17 protein-coding genes and 4 pseudogenes are annotated in these 18695 nt (G+C 68.8%); 10 read left to right on the top strand and 11 right to left on the bottom strand.

The genetic code is table 11. The annotated features are described in order from the left end of the window. Positions 1 to 150 precede the first annotated feature (150 nt). Genes ACIA6C_RS15820 through ACIA6C_RS15830 form a run of 3 tightly spaced genes read right to left on the bottom strand, consistent with a single transcriptional unit; the run spans position 151 to position 2464 of the window. Positions 151 to 1188 (bottom strand): alpha/beta fold hydrolase, encoded by a 1038-nt coding sequence (locus ACIA6C_RS15820; protein WP_399276099.1) that lies wholly within the window; start codon positions 1186 to 1188, stop codon positions 151 to 153. Then, entirely contained in the window at positions 1185 to 1421 is a 237-nt protein-coding gene (locus ACIA6C_RS15825) for an acyl carrier protein (protein WP_361127540.1), read from the bottom strand. The genes ACIA6C_RS15820 and ACIA6C_RS15825 overlap by 4 nt, the downstream gene beginning before the upstream one ends. A gap of 35 nt (positions 1422 to 1456) precedes the next feature. Further along, entirely contained in the window at positions 1457 to 2464 is a 1008-nt protein-coding gene (locus ACIA6C_RS15830) for a beta-ketoacyl-ACP synthase III (RefSeq protein ID WP_399276101.1), read from the bottom strand. A 1435-nt stretch (positions 2465 to 3899) separates the two neighbouring features. On the opposite strand from ACIA6C_RS15830, the gene ACIA6C_RS15835 reads away from it, so the two are divergent. Together ACIA6C_RS15835 and ACIA6C_RS15840 are read left to right on the top strand one after the other, a co-directional pair. Next, on the top strand, positions 3900 to 4301 hold the full coding sequence (locus ACIA6C_RS15835) for a hypothetical protein (protein ID WP_399276103.1): 402 nt from the start codon (positions 3900 to 3902) through the stop codon (positions 4299 to 4301). A 276-nt stretch (positions 4302 to 4577) separates the two neighbouring features. Continuing rightward, positions 4578 to 4810: pseudogene (locus tag ACIA6C_RS15840) on the top strand (hypothetical protein); the annotation flags it as partial. A 196-nt stretch (positions 4811 to 5006) separates the two neighbouring features. On the opposite strand, the gene ACIA6C_RS15845 reads toward ACIA6C_RS15840, so the two are convergent. Continuing rightward, positions 5007 to 5807 carry a class I SAM-dependent methyltransferase gene (locus tag ACIA6C_RS15845; RefSeq protein ID WP_399276105.1) on the bottom strand — a complete coding sequence of 267 codons (801 nt, stop codon included), beginning with the start codon at positions 5805 to 5807 and terminating at the stop codon, positions 5007 to 5009. Positions 5808 to 5872: 65 nt separating this feature from the next. After that, a complete protein-coding gene (locus ACIA6C_RS15850) occupies positions 5873 to 6034 on the bottom strand; it encodes a hypothetical protein (RefSeq protein WP_399276107.1) in 162 nt (53 codons plus the stop codon). Between the two features lie 235 nt (positions 6035 to 6269). Between ACIA6C_RS15850 and ACIA6C_RS15855 the strand changes: the two genes are divergently transcribed. Next, on the top strand, positions 6270 to 6863 hold the full coding sequence (locus ACIA6C_RS15855; protein WP_399276109.1) for an RICIN domain-containing protein: 594 nt from the start codon (positions 6270 to 6272) through the stop codon (positions 6861 to 6863). A gap of 65 nt (positions 6864 to 6928) precedes the next feature. After that, positions 6929 to 7200, top strand: a pseudogene (locus ACIA6C_RS15860) (transposase); the annotation flags it as partial. A gap of 114 nt (positions 7201 to 7314) precedes the next feature. On the opposite strand, the gene ACIA6C_RS15865 reads toward ACIA6C_RS15860, so the two are convergent. Next, entirely contained in the window at positions 7315 to 8028 is a 714-nt protein-coding gene (locus tag ACIA6C_RS15865; protein WP_399276111.1) for a YitT family protein, read from the bottom strand. A 61-nt stretch (positions 8029 to 8089) separates the two neighbouring features. Between ACIA6C_RS15865 and ACIA6C_RS15870 the strand changes: the two genes are divergently transcribed. Beyond that, entirely contained in the window at positions 8090 to 9445 is a 1356-nt protein-coding gene (locus ACIA6C_RS15870) for a PLP-dependent aminotransferase family protein (RefSeq protein ID WP_399276113.1), read from the top strand. A 583-nt stretch (positions 9446 to 10028) separates the two neighbouring features. Here the strand turns inward: ACIA6C_RS15870 and ACIA6C_RS15875 are convergent. Further along, positions 10029 to 11078: pseudogene (locus ACIA6C_RS15875) on the bottom strand (IS701 family transposase); the annotation flags it as partial. A gap of 186 nt (positions 11079 to 11264) precedes the next feature. Here ACIA6C_RS15875 and ACIA6C_RS15880 point away from each other — a divergent pair. Beyond that, positions 11265 to 11567, top strand: a complete 303-nt coding sequence (locus ACIA6C_RS15880) for a hypothetical protein (RefSeq protein ID WP_399276115.1) — start codon at positions 11265 to 11267, stop codon at positions 11565 to 11567. A gap of 523 nt (positions 11568 to 12090) precedes the next feature. Here ACIA6C_RS15880 and ACIA6C_RS15885 read toward each other — a convergent pair. Beyond that, positions 12091 to 12915: a glutamate racemase gene (locus tag ACIA6C_RS15885; protein WP_399276117.1), complete on the bottom strand. Its 825-nt coding sequence runs from the start codon at positions 12913 to 12915 to the stop codon at positions 12091 to 12093. A gap of 508 nt (positions 12916 to 13423) precedes the next feature. Here ACIA6C_RS15885 and ACIA6C_RS15890 point away from each other — a divergent pair. Further along, the gene (locus ACIA6C_RS15890; RefSeq protein ID WP_399276119.1) at positions 13424 to 13840 is read left to right on the top strand and encodes a DUF4190 domain-containing protein; all 417 of its coding nucleotides are present in this window, start codon (positions 13424 to 13426) and stop codon (positions 13838 to 13840) included. A gap of 413 nt (positions 13841 to 14253) precedes the next feature. Here the strand turns inward: ACIA6C_RS15890 and ACIA6C_RS15895 are convergent. Next, positions 14254 to 14403, bottom strand: a pseudogene (locus tag ACIA6C_RS15895) (IS3 family transposase); the annotation flags it as partial. 194 nt (positions 14404 to 14597) lie between these two features. Here ACIA6C_RS15895 and ACIA6C_RS15900 point away from each other — a divergent pair. Beyond that, entirely contained in the window at positions 14598 to 15437 is an 840-nt protein-coding gene (locus ACIA6C_RS15900; RefSeq protein WP_399276121.1) for an MFS transporter, read from the top strand. A 32-nt stretch (positions 15438 to 15469) separates the two neighbouring features. Next, a complete protein-coding gene (locus tag ACIA6C_RS15905; RefSeq protein WP_399276123.1) occupies positions 15470 to 15844 on the top strand; it encodes a GH25 family lysozyme in 375 nt (124 codons plus the stop codon). A gap of 513 nt (positions 15845 to 16357) precedes the next feature. Here the strand turns inward: ACIA6C_RS15905 and ACIA6C_RS15910 are convergent. Both ACIA6C_RS15910 and ACIA6C_RS15915 read right to left on the bottom strand, forming a co-directional pair. Then, complete coding sequence (locus ACIA6C_RS15910) at positions 16358 to 16843, bottom strand: ricin-type beta-trefoil lectin domain protein (RefSeq protein WP_399276125.1); 486 nt, start codon at positions 16841 to 16843, stop codon at positions 16358 to 16360. A gap of 359 nt (positions 16844 to 17202) precedes the next feature. Next, a complete protein-coding gene (locus tag ACIA6C_RS15915; protein ID WP_399276127.1) occupies positions 17203 to 17355 on the bottom strand; it encodes a hypothetical protein in 153 nt (50 codons plus the stop codon). A 332-nt stretch (positions 17356 to 17687) separates the two neighbouring features. Between ACIA6C_RS15915 and ACIA6C_RS15920 the strand changes: the two genes are divergently transcribed. Then, positions 17688 to 18338, top strand: a complete 651-nt coding sequence (locus tag ACIA6C_RS15920) for a hypothetical protein (RefSeq protein WP_399276129.1) — start codon at positions 17688 to 17690, stop codon at positions 18336 to 18338. Positions 18339 to 18695: the final 357 nt, after the last annotated feature.

The raw sequence follows: 18695 nt of genomic DNA on the forward strand, positions 1-18695 counted from the left end.
GGGCCTACTTCACGGCCTTCGACGATCAGATGTGAGTTCCTCGAATCGGCGATGTGGAAGGGCGTAGGGCGCCTACTCCCCGCCTTTCGTGGACACCGGCTCCCTGCAACGGCCGTACGGCCCTCGCGTCGTGCGCCGCGTGACGATCGCTCAGCCGGCCCGACGGGCAGACGGCCGCGGAAGGTACTCGGGGTCGGTGCAGAACGGCAGCCCGTCCAGGGGCAGGTCGCGCAGGAAGCGGAGTACGAGTTCGGCGTACTCGCGGTCCCGCTCCAGGTGAGCCATGTGGTCGGCGTGGCGCAGGAGGACGAAGGCCGCGCCCTCGATCGTCGCGGCAACGGACCGGTTGTCGTCGGGCGTGGTGGTGATGTCGTGTTCGCCGGTGAAAACCAGGGCCGGGACGCCGCGGATGCCACCGCCGGGGATGAGATCCGCATCGAGCAGGCGCCGGTGGCACGCAGCGTTGCGCAGGGTCTCGGCGGGCGAAGTGCGCAGGAACTGACGGCACAGCAGCCGACGCGCGGCGTCGGACTGCTCCACCCGCTCCCGCGCGCCCTTGTTGATCAACACATCCACCAGGCGCTCGGCGTTCTCTCTTCGGTCCGCGCCCCTGCCGGCGTCCCCGGCCGCTGGTCCCCGGCCCCGCACGACGGCCTCCAGGTGATCGGCGACCTCGCGCAGGAGGGCGCGCACCGGTGCCGACACCCGACGCGTGGTGCCGGCCAGCAGCAGCCGGGCGACCCGGTCGGGGTGCCGCTGCGCGATCCGGTAGGCGATCGGGGCGCCGTAGGAAGTGCCCAGTACGTTGACGCGCGGAAGCGCCAGCCGGTCGAGCACGTGCAGGGTCGCCTCCGTGAGGAGGTCGAAGCCCTGGTCCGGGGCCAGATCGTCTGCGGTGCCCGTGCCGGGGAGGTCGACCAGGACGATCGGCGTGCAGGGGGCGATGCGGCGCTCCAGCCTCGGCCACGAATACATGTCCTGGAGGGCGCCGCCGAGCAGCAGCAGCGGCTCGGTGACCGCGGGCGTACCGGTGTCGCCGGGTGGACTCGGGGCCGGCGCGTGCTCGGGCGGGTCCGGGCGTACGACACGCGCGGTGTAGCGCAGGCCTCGCCAGCACAAGGGCACGTGCTGTTCATGCAACAGCCCAGCCGCCACAGGGACCGGGTCGACGGCGGGGGACAGGGTCATGCCCGCAGCTCCGCGTACCGTCCGACCAGCTCGGCCAGTTCCGCGACGCTGGCGGCCTTGCCCAGCACGTCCTCGCTGACTTCGACTCCGATGCCCTCTTCCACTTGCATGGAGAGGACGACGAGTGCCATGGAATCGATGTTGGCGCTCACCAGGGAGGCCTCGGGGGTGATGGGAGCCGCAGGCAGGCCGCCCTTCGTGGTGAGGATTTCCTTGACTTGCTCGAACGTCATCGGTGGGTCCCTGGAGAAGAGTCGGGGCTGGATTCTCACATGCGGGGGGCGAGGCCGGCCGGCCAGACGAGAGTGGTGGCCGCCCAGGCGAGGCCGCTGCCGAAGGAGACGAGGAGCACCTTGTGGCCGGGCTTGAGCTCCCCCTTGTCGGCGGCGTCGGCCAGCAGCAGCGGTACCGAGGCCGCGGCGGTGTTGCCCACGTCCCGGATGTTGGAGGGAACCTGGTCGGCGGGGATGCCGAGCGCGTCGGCGACGGCGAGGTTGATGCGCAGGTTGGCCTGGTGGGCGATGAGCCGGTCGACCTCGTCGATCCGCCAGCCGGCCCGGGCCGTCGCCTCGCGCGCCGCGTGCGTCATACGGCGGACCGCGTGGCGGAAGACCTCGTTGCCGCGCAAGTGGACGAAGAAGTCACCCTGTGGCGCCCGGGCACGCTCGTGGCGTCCGCGGGCACCGCCCGCCGGGACCACGATGGCGTCGGCGAGGGAGCCGTCGCTGCCCCAGATCACGGGGCCGAGCGCCCCTTCCGCGTGCGGGCTGCCCGCTTCGAACACGGCGGCCCCCGCGCCGTCACCGAAGATGGGGGCGGTCGCCCGGTCCTCCGGATCGACCAAGGCCGACATGGTCTCGGCGCCGACCACCAGGACGCGCCGGGCGGCGCCGGAGGCGATCAAGCCCGCGGCGACAGCAGATGCGTGCACGAAGCCCGAGCAGCCCGCCGCGATGTCGAACGCCGCCACCGGAGGCAGGCCCAGCCGGTGGGCCACCCAGGGAGCCGTCGCGGGGCAGGGGTGATCGGGACTGCTGGTGGCCACGAGCAGGGCGTCCACGGCATCCACGCCGGCCGAGGCCATGGCGCGCGCGGCCGCCTCGACCGCCATGTCGCCGGTCGATACGTCGGGCGCCGCGATGCGGCGCTCAGCGATGCCGATGCGCTCGCGGATCCACTCGTCGGAGGTGTCCAGGCGCGCGCACATGTCGTCGTTCGTGACGCGCCGGGGCGGCAGCCAGGCCCCCAGTCCCGTCAGCACCGCGGCAGTACCCACGGCATCCCTGGACCCGCCGTCGCGGTAACTCATCCCCGTTCCCCTCGGTCGCTCCACCCGCCCAAGCGAAGCAGCCCGGCCCTCGGCGGCAGGCACGCCATGCCGACCGGGCGCCGCCGACCACCTGATCGGGGGCTCGACTTCCTGATCTGCGCTCACCTGGTTCGGGCAGTCCGACTGCTTGGTGACAGGATGCAGTCATGGACCAGGCAGAGGTACTGCTCCTCGGGAGGCGCGCCAGTGCCGACCGGCCGCGGGATCACCGCCCGGATCCGGCGCCGCCACACCGCGAAGCGCAAGACGGAGAGGAGCGGGAAGCGACGCGAGCGACCGCCTGGGCGAGTGCTGACGGCAGTGCTCTTCGTTTCTGGCCTGTTCACCCGGACGCTGCATGAACAGGCCCACATCTGGCGAAGGAGCTCACGGGCTGCTGTCGGGGGGGCAACACCGCCGTCGAGGTGTGACTTGCCCGCAGTCGGCTATGCCATGGTCGAATCCGTCTGTGGTGAGTCGGGGTCGGTGCTTGGCAGTGCCCTCGGCAGCGGGAGCCGTCGCAAGCTCAGCCTTTGTGCCCCTGGCCGCGCCCACTACGGTGGCACAGCAGCGCACTTTCCGTCGACGACCATAGAGGGAACGCCCACGATCTCAGCACCTCTTCCCCAGCCCACCCGAGGGTCGGCGCGCAGTGATCACGACCGATTGTCAGCGAAGACACGACGACGCAGCGAATACTCACGTAGCCGGCCGTAAGGGCTGTCGGGACGACATCGCGCTGACTGCGGCACCGACCACCCTGTGGCGGTAGACCGGCGTACCGGTCAGCCCAGTTCAACGGGATTGTGGCCATGCCGCAGGTGGCTGAGGCGATGACGATGTCGACGCTTGGCTCTCCTTGTGGGCCAGGGGGAATCACCAGGTGGGCTGCGTTAACGGTCACGCCCCACGCCCGACGCTGCAGCTCGGCTGGCCACATTCCCGGTGAGCAGATCGTGGCGCGCGCTGGAGTCCCTGTATGCGACCTTGAACCCGCCGGGTAGGGCAGCCTCCAGCAGCGAACTGTTGTTGGGTCCCTTCGGTCTTGGACGGTGCCAGGGGACCGATGGTGAGGGGACGACTCCCCGTCCCTCTGCTGTGAATCCGTACGCTGACCCCTCACCAGCCGCAGCCTGAGCAGGCGACACACCCGCCAGCCCCACGGCCAGCACCGAAGCCGCCGTAACCCCCCACCGCAACGCCCTGTGGCACACGCTCCCTCCCGTCTTAGTGCGTCAAGCCACGTGATGGTTCATACCCGGCAAACGATCAAGGCCCCCCACGCGCCGCGTCCGTACCGAACGGGCCCAGCGCGCCGGGGGCATGGGTGTTTGCCTCTCGGGCCCCGGCGGTGCTGCGTAGGCTGGGCGTGGACGCACGCGGGTCGGGAAGGCTGATGGTCATGAGCGAAAGTCATTTAGGCGGCCGGGACGACGCTGACGGATCTGATGCCCTGGGCCTGTACTTGGAAATGGTGCGCGCCCGGCTTTCCGTAGCGCGGTTCGAGGCCGTTGTCCGCGCGGCCCAGGCCACCTGCGGGCTTCTTGCCGAAGGCCATGAGGCCTTGGTGGCCGTGCCGGGGGAGGAAGGTTTCAGCCTGCAGATGCAGCGGGAGTATCTCGGGTTGCTGGCGGTGATGATCACGGGCAATCTCGACCACCGGGTGGTCGACCTTCCCGGCCCGGCCGGCGTGACCGGCCTGGCCGTCATCCAGCCGGTCACAGGCCAGGGGGCGCCCGGCAGCGCACGCGGTCCGGGGTGTAGTGGCGAGCAGTGGCAGGCGATCCTCCGCTACAGCGCCTGAACAGCACACAGACGCGCCAGCCCGCTCCTTGAGGCGAGCTGGGCGGGGTGGGGGCGTCGATGGGGCCGTCGCCACCGCAGCCGCCGGCAAAGCACCCCCGCCGGCCCCGGCCGCCCCGGTGCCCACCGCCGCCCCGGCTACTGCTGCTCCCGGTGAACACCTCGGCCGCCTCGGAGTCCGCACCGAAGAGCCGCCTCGACTGACCCCCCGCCAAGGGCCTCAGAGCAATCCTGGGCCCCGCCCCGCCTATCGCCCACCGATGAGAGTGCCTGGTGGGTGGATCGTCGTGTGTACGGGGTGGAGCCGAGCGAGCGGGACCTGGGGCCGAAGCCGGGGCACGCCTGTGTCGAGCTGGTGGGCGGCCCCTTGGACGGCATGCTGCTGGACGTCACCGGCTGGCCCCATCAGGGGGTCGTTGTGGGGCGATGCTGCTGTTGGAGCACGGCCGGTTCGGGCCGGGCGGCGGGTCCGAGTACGAGCCGGCCGGCCGTTCCGCCGATGGCTATCGGGCGGTGAAGTGTTTGTTGATGGCGTCGATGTCGAGGCGGTCATGCGTGGTGCGGGTGCCCCACGGTTGCCAGCACGATGAGAGACGCGGGGTTGCCGAGGGCGGGGTGTTGCCGGCTTGTGCATCAGCAGGGTCGTTGCCCACCTGACCCAGCCGCCCGTCGGCCTCACTGCTGACCTGGGCCGGCCGGTGGAAGGTCAGTGACCGGCGCCGGCCTTGACCGCTTTGGTGGCGAAGTAGCCTGAGAGCCAGCCGGCAGTGGCCTCCGAGTGGTGCGGCGCCTCGGCGAAGCCGGTGATGGCGAAGCCCGCCGCGATCTGCCCGCCGAGCTGCTCGGTGAGCGTGTGGCTGTACTCCACCGGCGCGTCGAGGCCCCACAGCCGTTCCCGCTCGGCGGGCTCCAGGTGGGTGAGGTCGCTGTAGGGCAGGCGGTGGCGCACCACCAGCTCGCCGCGCGTCTCCAAGGACTCGGCGTCGAAGAGGTAGACGTCCGGGTTGAGGAAGCCGGACAGCAGTGTCCCGCCGGGGCGCAGCACGCGGTGGCATTCGCGCCAGACCGGCGCCAGCTCCGGGATGAACAGGTTGGAGACCGGGTGGACGACAAGGTCGAACGAGGCGTCCGGGAACGGGCTCAGGTCGCGCGCGTCGCCGAGCACGGTGCGTAGGTCGAGCCCCTCCCGCGCCGCGACCATCTCGTCCTGCGCCAGCTGGCGGGGCGAGTTGTCGAAGACGGTTACCCGCGCGCCCGCCGCGGCCAGCACCGGACCTTGCTGCCCGCCGCCGGAGGCGAGGCAGAGCACGTCGCGTCCGGCGATCTCCGGCGGGAACCAGGTCGGGTTCACCGGCTCGTACCCGATCAGGACGATGGACCACTGGCCGGCCCGCGCGTTCGCGATCACCTCGGGGCCGACCGGGCGTGACCACTCGTTACCCTCCTCCACCTGGCGGTCCCAGGCGAGGCGGTTGTGCGCGACGGGGTCGACGGGGATCTGGCTCATACGCCGTACCCTAGTGGCCTGACGCCGGCGGTGGGAGCGACCGTTGTCTAAGACCAGATGAATCGTCAGCCGGTTGAAATGCACCGCTGCAACCGAGCTAGGACCCGGATGAAGTGCGCGGAGTCGTTGCGCTTCAGCTCCTCTACGACCACCTGACCGGTGTGCACGTCCAGCGCGACGGTGACCGAGACGATGCCGTGGCGGATGTACTCGAGGCCGGTGTCCACTCATCGTGCCGACCGCCACGCAGACGTCGCTCCGCCACGCCGGGCAGGAGGGAGGAAGTCATACAGACTGGCTGTTTCGCTCAAATCCCCTCTTCCGTTCCGTGCATATTGTCGTTGTTAGTACCCTACTTGAGTGGCATTCAGCCTATTGGGGCGGGTTGTGGGCAGTTCTGGGGTGCGCCAGCGGCGGGTCGCCGCACGAGTATCCAGGCGCCTGACCGGAGGGGGCCCTCTCATGCCTATCCCGAAGTCCCACACCCGCCGCCGTGTGCTGCTGCGTGTGCTGCCCGCAGTGGCCGCGCTGACGCTGTGCGCAGTTGGCACACCGAGCCAAGCCGCAGACGTCACCGATGCCCGGCACCAGGAGATCATCAACAGGGCGGACGGGGGTCGACTCAGCTCGTGGGACGACGCCACACACGACGGAGTCGCCGCCAGCACGATCCGCGAACCCAACGACAACTACGAAGCCCGGACCAGCACACAATGGGAACTGGAGCAACAAAACGACGGAACCTGGCTGGTGCGCAACGAGAAGAACGCCGGCTTGTGCCTTCAGCCCACGACCACCGCCACGATCAATGCCGTGGTTGTGCTCAAGCGCTGCACCGGCGAGCGGATTCAGACCTGGCAGATCGTCCCTGAGGAAACCGACCTGGACCTCGCGGCAGGCTCCACTGGCTGGTGGAGCCTGCGGCCGGCGGACAACCCCATGCTCGCTGCCGCCCCCGTAACGGTGGGCGGCGCCTACAGCGGGATCAGGCTCTTCCGGGCCACCAACAGCGCTGACCGGCTCTGGCACCACCAGTCGGCCCGGCACAGCTGGTAGCACGCACTACGTCTTGGCGGGCTCCCCCCCCCGATCGAAGTCCCGGGGGAGGGAGCCTGGTGACTCTCCACCTCGCCTGCGACGGACAGGGGCGGCCGATCGCGTCCACGCTCACCGGCGGGAACGTCAACGACTGCACGCAGTTCGAGCCGGTCATGGCCCGCATCCGCATCAAACGGTGCGGGCCCGGCCGACCCCGCACCCGGCCAGGGTAGTCAGGGACAAGGGGTACTCGTCCCGGAAGATCCGCTCCTACCTGCTTAAACGCGGTAGCGCCTGCACCGTCCCCGAACACATCGACCAGATCAGCGGACGCCTCCCACGAGGCGAGAGCCTGTCGTACCGATTACGGTGAGCGTCGGTTCGGTTGGTGAGGCTCGGTTGAGTGATACCCAACGGGGCAGGCCACCGGTTCTAGGTCAGGCCGACCAGACCGGTGCAACGCAGGCATCTATCGCCGGGCTGTCGCTTCCGAACGACTGGTCGAGCCGAGGATGATGACGGGTGACGTCCCGTCAACCGTCCTGTCGGGCGTGCTCCTGTGACGGTAGGCAAATCGGGGGATGAGGTACTGCGTGATCGGCCCCACGGCTAGCGAATAGAGCACCGTGCCGATGCCCACGCTCCCGCCGAGTAGCCAGCCCAGGGCAAGGACGCAGATCTCCATCGCGGTGCGGACGGACCGGATCGACCACCCGGTGCGGGCCGCGGCGCCGGTCATGATCCCGTCGCGCGGGCCGGGGCCCAGGCGCGCGCCGACGTACACGGCCACGGAGAACCCGTTGAGCAGCACGCCGCCAAGCAGGAGCGCGGCGCGCGCTGCGAGGTCAACGTGTTCGGGGATGAGGGACAGGCCCAGGTCGGAAGCGCCGGCCAGGACACCGACGTTGGCGAACGTACCGAACGTCGGCTTCTGCTTCAGCGGGATCCAGGCCAGCAGCACCAGGAGGCCGATGACGGCGCTGATCGTCCCGAAGCTGAGCGGCGTGTGCTTCTCCAGGCCCTCGTACAGCACGCTCCACGGGTTGACGCCCAGGGCGGCACGGACCATCAGGGACAGGCTAAATCCGTAGAGTGCAAGCCCGACGAACAGCTGCGGGAGCCGGCGGGTCGGATGCTCGCGTAGGGGGATGAAGGTGATCGGAGGCAAGGTCTTGGTGCTCACGGCGCCAAGCTAGGGCCCCCGACCCCGGCAGCACCTGGTCCAATCGTGCAAAACTGGACCAGTGAGAGTTACCGAAGCCCAGCTGGCCAAAGCGCTGACCGGCTGGCGCACGCCGGACGTCCCGCTGGCGTCGGCGCTCGCCTGCGCGCTGCGCGAGGGGATCCAGGACGGCCGGCTGCGCACCGGCGACGCCCTGCCCGCCGAACGCCGCCTCGCCACCTCCCTCGGCGTCAGTCGGGGGACCGTGGTTGCAGCACTGGACGCACTGCGTGACGGCGGCTGGGTCACGACCCGCCAGGGCAGCGCCAGCATCCTGCGCCTCGCCCCGTCCGCCGCCGAACGCCTGGCCCCGCGCAGCGCCACCGGCGAGGGCGGATTCATCGACCTGAGCCGGGCCGTGCCAGCGGCCCCGGCCGAGGCGTATCAGGCCGCGATGACAGCGGCGATCGTACGGTCGGGACGGCTGCTGGCGGAGGCCGGCATGCCCGGGCCCGGTCTGCCCGAGCTACGGGAGCTGATCGCCGGCGATTACAGCCGCTCAGGCTTGCCCACGAGGCCGGAGAACATCTTCGTGACCACCGGGGCCCGCGCCGCGTTCGCGCTGCTGTGCGCGCACCTGCGACCACGGACCGCAGCGGTCGAAGTGCCCACCTACCACGGCGCCCTGGACCTCCTGCGCGGCGCTGGCGCTCGCCTGAGCGGATTCCAGGTCACCACCGCCGGATGGGACTGCGACCACATGGCGGCAGCCTTCCACGCGGCGCGCGGCGGCATGGCCTATCTGACCCCGGACTTCCACAACCCCACCGGCGCCCTCATGGACACCGCCACCCGTCGCGACGTCGCCGCCCTGGCCGCGCGCCACGCCGTGACGCTCGTGGTGGACGAGACCATGCGCGACCTCGACCTGCGTACCGAAGCCGAAGCGGCGCCCAGGATCCGCAGCGCGTTGTTGCTCGGCTCGACCAGCAAGACAGTGTGGGGCGGGTTGCGGATCGGCTGGCTGCGCGCCCCGGCCGATCTTGTCGCCACCCTGGAGTCGGTCCCGCTCAGCGCCGCGCTTGCCGCAGCCCCGATCCAGCAGCTGATCGCACTCGAATTGCTGGACGGAAACGGAGGCCGACTCCGGCATCGGCTGGTGCGGCTGCGCGCCCAACGCGACCATCTCAGTGCCCTGCTCGCCGATGATCCACGCTGGCGGTTCGCGGTTCCGGACGGCGGGCTCTCGCTGTGGCTGCAGCTGACCGAAGGCCGCGCGGACAGCCTCGTGGCCCACGCCGAGGCATCCGGGCTGCGGCTCAGTCCCGGCTCCCGCTTCGCCGCGGACGCCACGCTGGCGCAGTTCCTGCGGGTGCCGTTCACGCCCCCGGTGGACGTCCTCGACCGCGTCGCCACGACACTGCGCGACCTCGCCTGATCCGCCGTGCGACCGGTAGCTCGTAATACCCGAGGCAATTGGGGGTAGCGGTGCGCGGTAGTGACTGTGGTGATGAGGGATCCGTGAAAACGAAAATCCCCAGGCCCGATCGACTTCCCCACTCGGTTGACGAACGAAGCGGCGGAGGCACCGAGTACGGGTGGGTCCGGGCCGAACGAACGGTTAATAGCGCCTTCGGCGCCGCTGCGCGATGGGCTGCGTTCGCCCAGGGTTTCAGCCGAGGAGCAGGGCCGGCACTGCGTCCGCACCCCACCGAGCCAGAAACAGGACGACCGCGAGAGTCCCACCGATCCAAAGCGCCGAAACCAGATTGTCCGCTAGTACTCCAGTGCGGTTTCGTGATCTATCCGCTGGCTTCGTGGGCTGAGCGTCGTCGGTAGTGGCTGCGCCGGGCTGTTGCCTGGTGGCGTCTGCGCCAGTTCGACCAGTGCAGCAGTCTGGCCGGGGACGCGACTGGTGGGTTGAGGATGGCGGTGAAGAGGTGGCGGATCTCTGGAACGGTCAGCGAGATCGGGTTGCGGCCCCGGGTGTGGTGATGTGGGTCGGTTGGCCGGTCGGGGGCTGCATCGGCGGCGACGGTGGCGAGGAAGGCCAGCGCGAGCATGGCGAGCGTGACGTGCCGGTGCCATGAGGTCCAGTTCCTCACCTGGTAGTGGTCCAGGCCGACTTGGCTCTTGGCGGCCTGGAAGCACTCTTCGACGCTCCAGCGGCTGCCGGCCACGCGGACGAGTTCGGCCAAGGGCGCTGCGGCAGGTGACCAGCACAGGTAGAAGGCGAGTTCCCTCGTGGCGGGGTTGCGGCGGATCAGCAGATGGTGGTGTTCGCCGGTGCCGATATGGATCCACGCCCAGTCGTAGTAGCGCAGGCCCTTCGCGCCGTTGCCGGCGCTTTGCCGGTGCCAGGCAGTCGCGGGCAGGCGGCCGGCGACCGTGTCCGCGCGAATCGGCGTGCGGCCGGAGTTGATCCGGACCCGGAGGGAGCAGGCGACGGCCAGAACGTAGCCGGTCCCGCGGGCCTCCAGGGCGGCACGAAGCTGCGGGTCCTGCCCGTATGCCTCGTCGCCGGTCACCCACGGTGCTTCCACCCCGTCGTCCAGTGCGGCGGCGATCATCTCCCAGGCCAGGCGGGGTTTGGTCGCGAACTGCACCTCGTCGGGTATCCCGGCGGCCTGGCGGCGCTTGGGATCGGTGCACCAGGAATGCTCCGGCAGGTAGAGCCGGCGGTCGATCAGTGCCCGCCCCCGGCTGGTTGCGTAGGCGAGGAAGACACCGACCTGGCTGTTCTCGATGCGTCCGGCGGTGCCGGTGTACTGCCGCTGCACGCCCGCCGAGGACCGGCCCTTCTTCAGGAAGCCGGTCTCGTCGACGATCAGCACGCCACCGTCGTTGCCGAGGTGGTCGACGGCGTAAGCGCGGACTTCGTTGCGGACGGCATCAGCGTCCCAGCGGGCGCTTCGCAGCAGACGCTGCGTCGGTCCGGGACGTGCGTGACCAGCCTGTTCGGCCAGCCGCCAGCAGTTCTTGCGCTCGACGCCGGACAGCAGCCCGAGCAGGTACGCGCGGGCGGTCGCCCGCGGTTCCACCCGTCGGAACCGGCCCGCGATCCGGGCCATGGCCTGGTCGAACAACGCCCGCCAACGGACCGGGTCTACGCTATGGCCCGCAGCCACCGCACGATCTTCAGGAGTCCACACAACTCCCGATGATCACGCGGTGGCTGCTCTCGCTCCGGGCCGGGTCCTGGGCAGTGCAGAACTCCTTGCGTCGGTCCGACGGCCCCTGATCGACACAATGAGCACATGGACAGCGAACCCCTGCGGATCCCCCTTGACCAGCTTCGGACGGCCTTCGAGCTGGCACTGCAACACATCGAAGCGTCAGCCGGCAGCGCAGTCGCGCTCGAACACGATTACTTCTGGTCTGTTCCGGGCGACGAACTCTACAACGTCCCCAACGAACCGAAATCGATCACAATCGGGCAGCTCTCCGAGTCATGGCAGCACCTGGAGGACCTCCTCGCCGACCCGAACCGGGCCGTGGGCCACCACCTGGTCTGGCTCGCCGATGTCCTCCGCGCGATTGGACAGTCCACCGCCCAGTAGCCAGAACACGCACGATGTGACGTGGAACTACGAAGTCACACTGGAGTACTAGGGGACTACTGGGGTCCAACGGCACCGTGCGACCGGGGATCACCAGCACAGTGCGTGACGGATCCTTCTCCTTGCCCTGCCGGCTGACCCCTCGATAGCGCTGAATCTGGCCGAGCTGGTCCGCGACCTCGTAGACGTCGTAGTGCGAACTCGGTTCCCTTGGCAATGCTGGCGACCGTGATCAGCGGGTCCCACCGCAGAGGCCGCCCACTGGGGCCTGCCGTGGCCCGCTGGATTACTCCGAAAGGGATATGGACACGTTTCTGGCCCCGGTCCCGGATCAGCCCGGATCCCGTCATCCGTACCGCGCGTCGCCCGAACCATGTCGTCACCGCCGGCGGACGTGCAGCACTGCTCGCTCAGCCACCGATCCCCCCGGATGCTCTGCCGCGATCGTAGTTGTGATCACCGCGACGGAAGTTTAAGAGTTCGCGCGGATAGGCGTGTTGCGGACAGGGACAGGGGGGTTCGCTTAGATTGCCGGAGTAGTCATCGGGGCTCGCGTGGTGGCGGAGAGCAGAGCTTCGCGAGGTACTCGCGCCGCGGCGGCCAGGGCACGGCCCACCGGATAAGCGTGCGCGCCTGCCGGGAGCTGGCCAGGGCGACCGCTGAGTACCACGTCGATGGAGCCCAGGACGCTGCTTGCTTCCCCGGTGCGGTTCAGTCGTCGCAGTACTTGGCGGGCGACTGCTTCCGCGCTGTCGTACAGGATGGTTCCGGCGGGCAGGCTCTGCAGAATCTCCGGCGCCACCAGGGGGTAGTGCGTGCATCCCAGCACCACGGCGTCGCAATCCCGGGGGCTCCGCTCGGCTGCATCGGCAATCGCCTCCGCTGCGGCGGCCATGTCACCGTGGTCGATCGCCTCGGCCAGGCCAGGACACGCGATCTGTGCGACCGGGATACCGTTCGCGAAGTCCGCGATCAGCCGATTCTGATAGTCGCTCGCGGTGGTACGGACGGTTGCCCAGACGGCGAGATTCTGACTGGTCGCCGCGGCCAGCTTCACGGCGGGGACGGTTCCTATCACGGGGATGCGAGGCTCGAACCTCTCGCGCAGGGCGTCGATCGCGGTGACAGTGGCGGTGTTGCAAGGCACCACGATGGCCTCCGCGCCGCGCTCCGCGGCCAGATCTGCGGCGGTGAGCAGACGGTTCGTGACGAAGGAGGCGGATTTCGGACCCCAGGGGGCGCCCTCGGGATCCAGATGCAGGAGCAGATCGAGTTCCGGGGCGAGGTGCCGAAGCCAGCCGGCTGTAGGGAGCAGGCCAAATCCTGAGTCGATCAATGCCACCGTCATAGAGGTCAACGTACCAGTGAGATCTCACCGCAAACCGTACCGAGCACATGCGCGGCCCCCTTGCCAGGCAAAACCCATAGTGGCTGCTGTCGTTCCGATCTTGAGGGGTGTTGGTCGAACGGGAGTCTGGAGGGTCATGTCCTGACCGGCAGCCGGCTGTCCGCCACCACCGAGCTGCGCTACCGCGACGGCGCCACCCGCACCATAATCCTGGACAACGGCCGCGGCGCCGCCGCGCAGCGCACGGTGCGCGTCTACCGGCTCCCCCGGCCGCCGGATCACCGGTCGGCTGCTCACCGGCCGCTGCGCCCGCCCCCGGGGTTCACCTCTTCGAAGGTGGCTGGCGCTGGGAGGGCACGCTTCCGGGTGCAGTCTGATCGGCGGGGCGGGCCGCGGTCGAAGAGGGGCCTCGGGGGCGTGTTTGCTAGTTCGAGTTCGTGGCAGACGCCGAACACCGCCACTTCACAGCGAAGTTGTTCAGCGGTCGATCCAAGAAGGGATCCGTTCCATGTCCGATCCGTACCGCTCCCAGCAGGCCGCCGAATCCGGCGCCCATTCCGCCCCCACCTCTACCCCCGCGCCGGGTCACAACGGCTTGGCTGTGGCCGCGCTGGTCACGGGCATCGCGTCCCTGCTCCTGCTGTGGCTGTGGTTCGTCGGCATACCACTTGCCCTGGTAGCCATCGGCCTGGGTGTAGCCGCCCTCCGCCGAGCTCGTAACGGTGCTGGCCGTCGTGGCATGGCCATCACCGGCCTGGTCCTCGGCGCCGTGACCGTGGTCCTCGCGGGAATCCTGATCGCCGTCGGGGTGTCGGTTCTCAACTCCGACGAGGGCAAGGACCTGCGGTCCTGCCTGAACAACGCCCAGACCCAGCAGGAACGTCAGAACTGCTCGAACCGCTTCAACGAGAGCGTCGACAACTGACGCCGGCCAGCGCCCCGGTCCGGGCCGCACGGCCGCCACCCGGATGGCGGGTTCGCCATGGCCGCTCCTGAGGTGCGACCACTCTGTGACTTTCGTGGCTGGGTAGGGTTCTTGGGGCGCCGTGGGTGCCGGTGCTGTCGTTTCGTCATTGCACCAGTGCCCGGTTCTGGCCGGGGCCGCCGCGGTCGGCGGAGTGCGGCCTCCTGGTCGTCTCCTGCACCCGCGCGGCAGCTGCTCGCGTTGATCATCCTCTGTATGGCCGGCGGCGCCTATCCCGCTCGCCCGACGCCCATGGGTACGACCGACCACGCGCCGGTCCTGGGTGACCGGGCCGGCGCGGTCGGTACTGGGTCTCCACTGTGCGTTCCGGCCGTGCGCCGCAGTTCTCAATGGGCTGCGTGCCTGGGGGGCGTGTGCCGGGTTTCGGGCTTGCGGCCTTGGAAGAACGACTTTGCGAGAGCGTTGTCGTAGCTCGAGCCGACCCGGCTCATTCTGCGGCGGATGCCGTGCCGACGGCAGACCTCGGCGAAGGCGGCCGCGCTGTGCTGGGCGGGACGGCCAGATCCAGGGGTGTGCGCCGCAGTCGTTTCCAGGGGAGCTGTTCCCAGCAAGTCCCACCGCACCGGCACGTCGCCCCCTCGGCATTTTTTCCTGCTGCACCTCCAGGGTGCCGACACGTCTCCGGCGCGACGCTGTGATGAACTCGCTCGGACAAACCGGGACGATGCGCGAGGTGGCAGAGGGGATGAGGCGGTCCATGCCGAACAGCGTCGGCCGCGCAGTATTCGGACCCCGTGACCGGCTCGCGCTGCTCGCGGCCGCGACCGCGGCTTTGGTGGTCGAATTGGACTGGCTCGCGGTCAACATGGCACTGCCGGACATTGCCGCCTACCTGCACAGACCGGTGACCGACCTGCAGTGGTTGATCTCCGCGTTCACCCTCGCCTTCGGCTCGGTGATGCCGATCGGCGGGTGGGTCGTCGATGCGTTCGGCCGACGACGCACAACCATCTACGGTCTTGAGCTCTTCGTACTGGGTTCCCTGCTGTGCGCGTTCGCCCCCTCGCTTCCCTGGCTCATCCTCGGCCGGGCGGTCCAGGGTGTCGCTGGCGGGTTCATCGTGCCCGGAGCCATCGCGATGACCGCGGGCGGGTTCTCGGGCCGTCGCCGCGAAATCGGTCTCGGCGTCGTGATGGCGACGGCGAGCGGCATGGCGGCGCTGGCGCCCTTCGCGGGTGGAGCCCTCGTGTCCGCGTTCGGCTGGCGGTCGGTCTTCCTGAGCGTCGTGCCGGTGTGCCTCCTGTCCGGCGCGCTGGTCTACTGGTGTGTCACCCCCTCTTTCAATGCAGAGAGTGCCGCCCGTCGGCCTCCGTTGTTGAACGGGGCGTGCGTCATGCTCGGCGCGGTGGCGCTCACGGTGACGGTGGACCGTGGCTCCAGCTGGGGGTGGACCTCACCGGTGACGGTGCTCTGCGCCAGGAGTGTTCCGGGTAGGCCGATGTGCGATGCTCACCGCCTGATCACGTTCACCGACTCCGACGGAATGATGCTTCAGACCGGCAGACGCCGACGCGATCACCCCGGGTCCGCGCCCTAGGCAACCGGCCGCGGTTCACGCTCGGACAGCAGGTGTTCGACCGCGACCGCCAGGCCCACGGCACGCTGCCCGGCGCGCTCGACCTGCAGGCCGGCTGCCACGGTCTGAGCCAGTCAGCGATGGTGAACTGGATCCGGGACTTCGGGAATACGTATCACGCCAGGACCAGCCGTTTTCCCGTGATCGAGACGACCATCTCGTGGTGGCAGCAATGCACGGGCAATAATGCATCATTTGGCCAGGATTACCCCCTGTGGATCGACCGCTGGGCGAGCACTCCCGGAGCACTGCCGAGCGGCTGGAGCTACTACTCCTTCTGGGAGTACGCGGACCACGGCCCGTACCCCGGGGACCAGCTGCGGTTCAACGGTGACGCCGCCGAATTGGCCAGGCTCGCCAGCGGCTGATACTCGCAGGGCGCCGCGACGCTCCGCATGAGGCGCAGCGCGGTGGGGATGCAGAGCAGGATGCCGGCTGCCGTCATCGCGGACACGAGCCGGAGTACCCCTGCCCGGCTCCGCCTGGGCAGGGCAGGAGTGTTCCGCATCAGCCCGGCCCGGGGCGGGCGCCCTCCCACACGGCCCGGCTGCGGCATCCTCGACGACGTCGCAGGTCGTGGTGATGTGGACCGCGTGCCGGGCGCCCGGCCCCTGGGCGGTTGATCACGGTATGAAGAAGACTCTGATCAAGTGCGTGAGTGCTGGCCGTGTCGGCGGCGGCGATCTGGGCGCAGGCCGACGAGCGGCCGCAGGTCGCGGCAAGCGACGGTCCTGTCAGCTCCTCATACGCGACTTACCAAAGGTCTGCAACGCGTCAACCAGTACATCGCGAATTACTCGGACATCCACTGCGCCCTTGGGGGCTGACCCGACGACGTCTAGCCTGCTGGAGACACGTTCGACAACGCCGCCGGCAGTTACTCAGGAGGCGTTGAGGAAGTCGAAGCGCTGCCAGGTGTCGCCCTGACCGAAATCCGTCCTGAGGTCCAAAAAGCTGCTCTCCCGCGCAACCCATGTGAGGAGGAGCCAGTCGGCTACCGCCGGACGGATCGTGTGTCCGTAGGTTTCAGCGCGGATGTTCCATTCCTGTGTGGCCTTGCCAGGCTCGCACGTCACCAGGATGGGGAGGTAGCCGGCGACGTTCCATGCCTCAAGGCACTCACCGTCGCTGACGAGGCGGTGGTCAGCGGTGTAGGTCCACGTAGTCCGCTCCTTCTCCCAGCACGGCTGGTTCGAGACCGGCCGAAGGTGGCCCTGCTTATCCCCCCAGCCGACACAGCGGTTTGTCTCGTGCAGCTTGCGGATCTGGAAATTGCCGCTGGGGGCATCAGCATGGGCGGGGACAGTACTGCACGCGATGCTGAACGCCAGGGCGGCCACGGCCGCCGCTTTCTTGTGGTTGTTCACAACATCATCAACGAGTCCAGGACCAACCGGTTGTGCTCCGCGCCTGACAGCTTCGGGGTTTAAAAGCAGGTACTGACGTGAAGCCGGGAGAGCGCAGCCAGGAGACGTGGCCGCGCCTGGATCGGGCCCGCGGCGGGTGTCACTGTCTGCTGACACCGAACGTGAACCGATTGTCATGCATGTGGGGCTGACTCGCGCCGGCCGCGGCCTTGCTGGGGCTTGAAGGATCGGATCTGGTAGCTGGCCTGGAGGTTTGTGTCCTGGCCGGCCGGGATGGAACGTCAGGTATGCCACAACCGCTCGCCATCGACCTGCTTGGAGGCCGCCGGTTCCCGGGCTGGTGGTGTCTCGGGTCAGGGTCAGCCGGTGCGCATCACGGTGTTGATCCAGGTGGTGAAGCTGCTGATGCGGTTGAAGGCGGGACTGCTGGTGTTGGGCGCGGCCAGGCGTGGGCGCTGACGCGCGCCGTCACCGGCCAGGTATCCGACGGTGCGCTGCGGCGCTCCCTGCACCCCCGATCCTCGAAAGCCGGTGATCCGCGGGACGTCGTCGGCTACGCCGGCCTGTCGGCGGCCAAGGACGGGGCACCCGCCTGGGTGGCAGTTCACTCGGGGCCGGGGGGCAGTGCAGGCTGTGTGTTTGGATATCGGCGACGGGCGTTGGACCGCGGGGCGCTGGCGGGTTTCGATGTCACCCGAATGGTGTGCTTGCTGGCCAAGTCTGCTGGTCAGGGGCCTGAGATGTGTCTGAGTGGACTGGTCGAAGTGACGCAAAAATGATCTATACCTGATGGTGAAACTGACGAATACTCTCACAGCACAGATCGTGACTCAGGGGAGAATCCATGTCTGACCAGCAGGTTTCGAACGCTTCCAAGCCGTTCAACGTCATCACGCTGACGATCCCGGCCACAGAGGCGACCAACTACTGCGAGGTCTACCAGGTCGAGCCCAAGTACCTCCCTCAGACCCTCAGGCTGGCCGGAGCGTTCCAGGGCGCCATTGAGCGGGAGGACCTGAGTTTCAACTTTGCGAGGGCCGTGTCGATCGCGCAGGGCATCCCCAACTCTGCGGTGGTCCAGACCCTGAACCAGAGCGTGATTCAGCAGACCGTCCAGGTCAGTGTCATGGTTGACCAGCTGAAGGAACTCTTCCGTACCGTCCTCGCGATGGCGATCAGCTCTCCCACCTTCTGGGCCCAGGTGGCCAACGCCCTCACCAACGTGTTCACGAACCTGAAGGCGCAGGAGGACTCAGCCTGGCTCTTCTGGAAGAGCGAAACCTCCGGGAACACGAGCTACTACTACAACCTGCTGTTCGCGGTGCAGAATGCCGAGACTGGCGGCGTGATGGCGATTCTGCCCCTCGCCTTCGAGGTCAACGTCGCCGCCCCTAAGGAGCGGCTCCTGTTCTTCACTCTGCAGGACACCGCCCGTTATGAGGTTCGTGCGAAAGCCGTCACCCTGGTCCAGGCGCTGGAACACCTTGCGGGCTGATCACACATGATCTACCGGAGAGCCGGCGATCACCGCAGGGTGGCTTCGTTCGCGACTTCCGACAGAAGTTCTTCACCATCCCGGGAGGCAGGCGGATCGGACCTGAGGCCATGTTCACGAGAACGGGAGGCACCACCTGGTCCGGCCCCTTGGGGTCACGGCGCTCCGTCCATGCGCGGTGATGCGGCGATGTGCCGTGCGTGCTGATGCCGTCGTGGGCGGCGAATTCGGCGGCGGAAGAGGCCACCGCCACGGCTGACCCTGGTGACCCCGCCGGCCACCAGGTCAGCGGTAGCCGCTGAAGCCCCTGCAGAGGTCGTGTGCCGGGCGGCGACGGTGCTGCCCGGCACACGCCCG

It is taken from the genome of Streptomyces sp. NPDC051578 (assembly GCF_044454045.1).
Classification (GTDB): Bacteria; Actinomycetota; Actinomycetes; order Streptomycetales; family Streptomycetaceae; genus Streptomyces.

Excerpts from the sequence above, each read along its gene's own strand:
- ACIA6C_RS15820 (WP_399276099.1), bottom strand. The coding sequence starts at position 1,188 with ATGACCCTGTCCCCCGCCGTCGACCCGGTCCCTGTGGCGGCTGGGCTG.
- ACIA6C_RS15885 (WP_399276117.1), bottom strand. The coding sequence starts at position 12,915 with ATGACGGTGGCATTGATCGACTCAGGATTTGGCCTGCTCCCTACAGCC.
- ACIA6C_RS15900 (WP_399276121.1), top strand. The coding sequence starts at position 14,598 with ATGCCGAACAGCGTCGGCCGCGCAGTATTCGGACCCCGTGACCGGCTC.
- ACIA6C_RS15825 (WP_361127540.1), bottom strand. The coding sequence starts at position 1,421 with ATGACGTTCGAGCAAGTCAAGGAAATCCTCACCACGAAGGGCGGCCTG.
- ACIA6C_RS15880 (WP_399276115.1), top strand. The coding sequence starts at position 11,265 with ATGGACAGCGAACCCCTGCGGATCCCCCTTGACCAGCTTCGGACGGCC.
- ACIA6C_RS15890 (WP_399276119.1), top strand. The coding sequence starts at position 13,424 with ATGTCCGATCCGTACCGCTCCCAGCAGGCCGCCGAATCCGGCGCCCAT.
- ACIA6C_RS15835 (WP_399276103.1), top strand. The coding sequence starts at position 3,900 with ATGAGCGAAAGTCATTTAGGCGGCCGGGACGACGCTGACGGATCTGAT.
- ACIA6C_RS15855 (WP_399276109.1), top strand. The coding sequence starts at position 6,270 with ATGCCTATCCCGAAGTCCCACACCCGCCGCCGTGTGCTGCTGCGTGTG.
- ACIA6C_RS15845 (WP_399276105.1), bottom strand. The coding sequence starts at position 5,807 with ATGAGCCAGATCCCCGTCGACCCCGTCGCGCACAACCGCCTCGCCTGG.
- ACIA6C_RS15920 (WP_399276129.1), top strand. The coding sequence starts at position 17,688 with ATGTCTGACCAGCAGGTTTCGAACGCTTCCAAGCCGTTCAACGTCATC.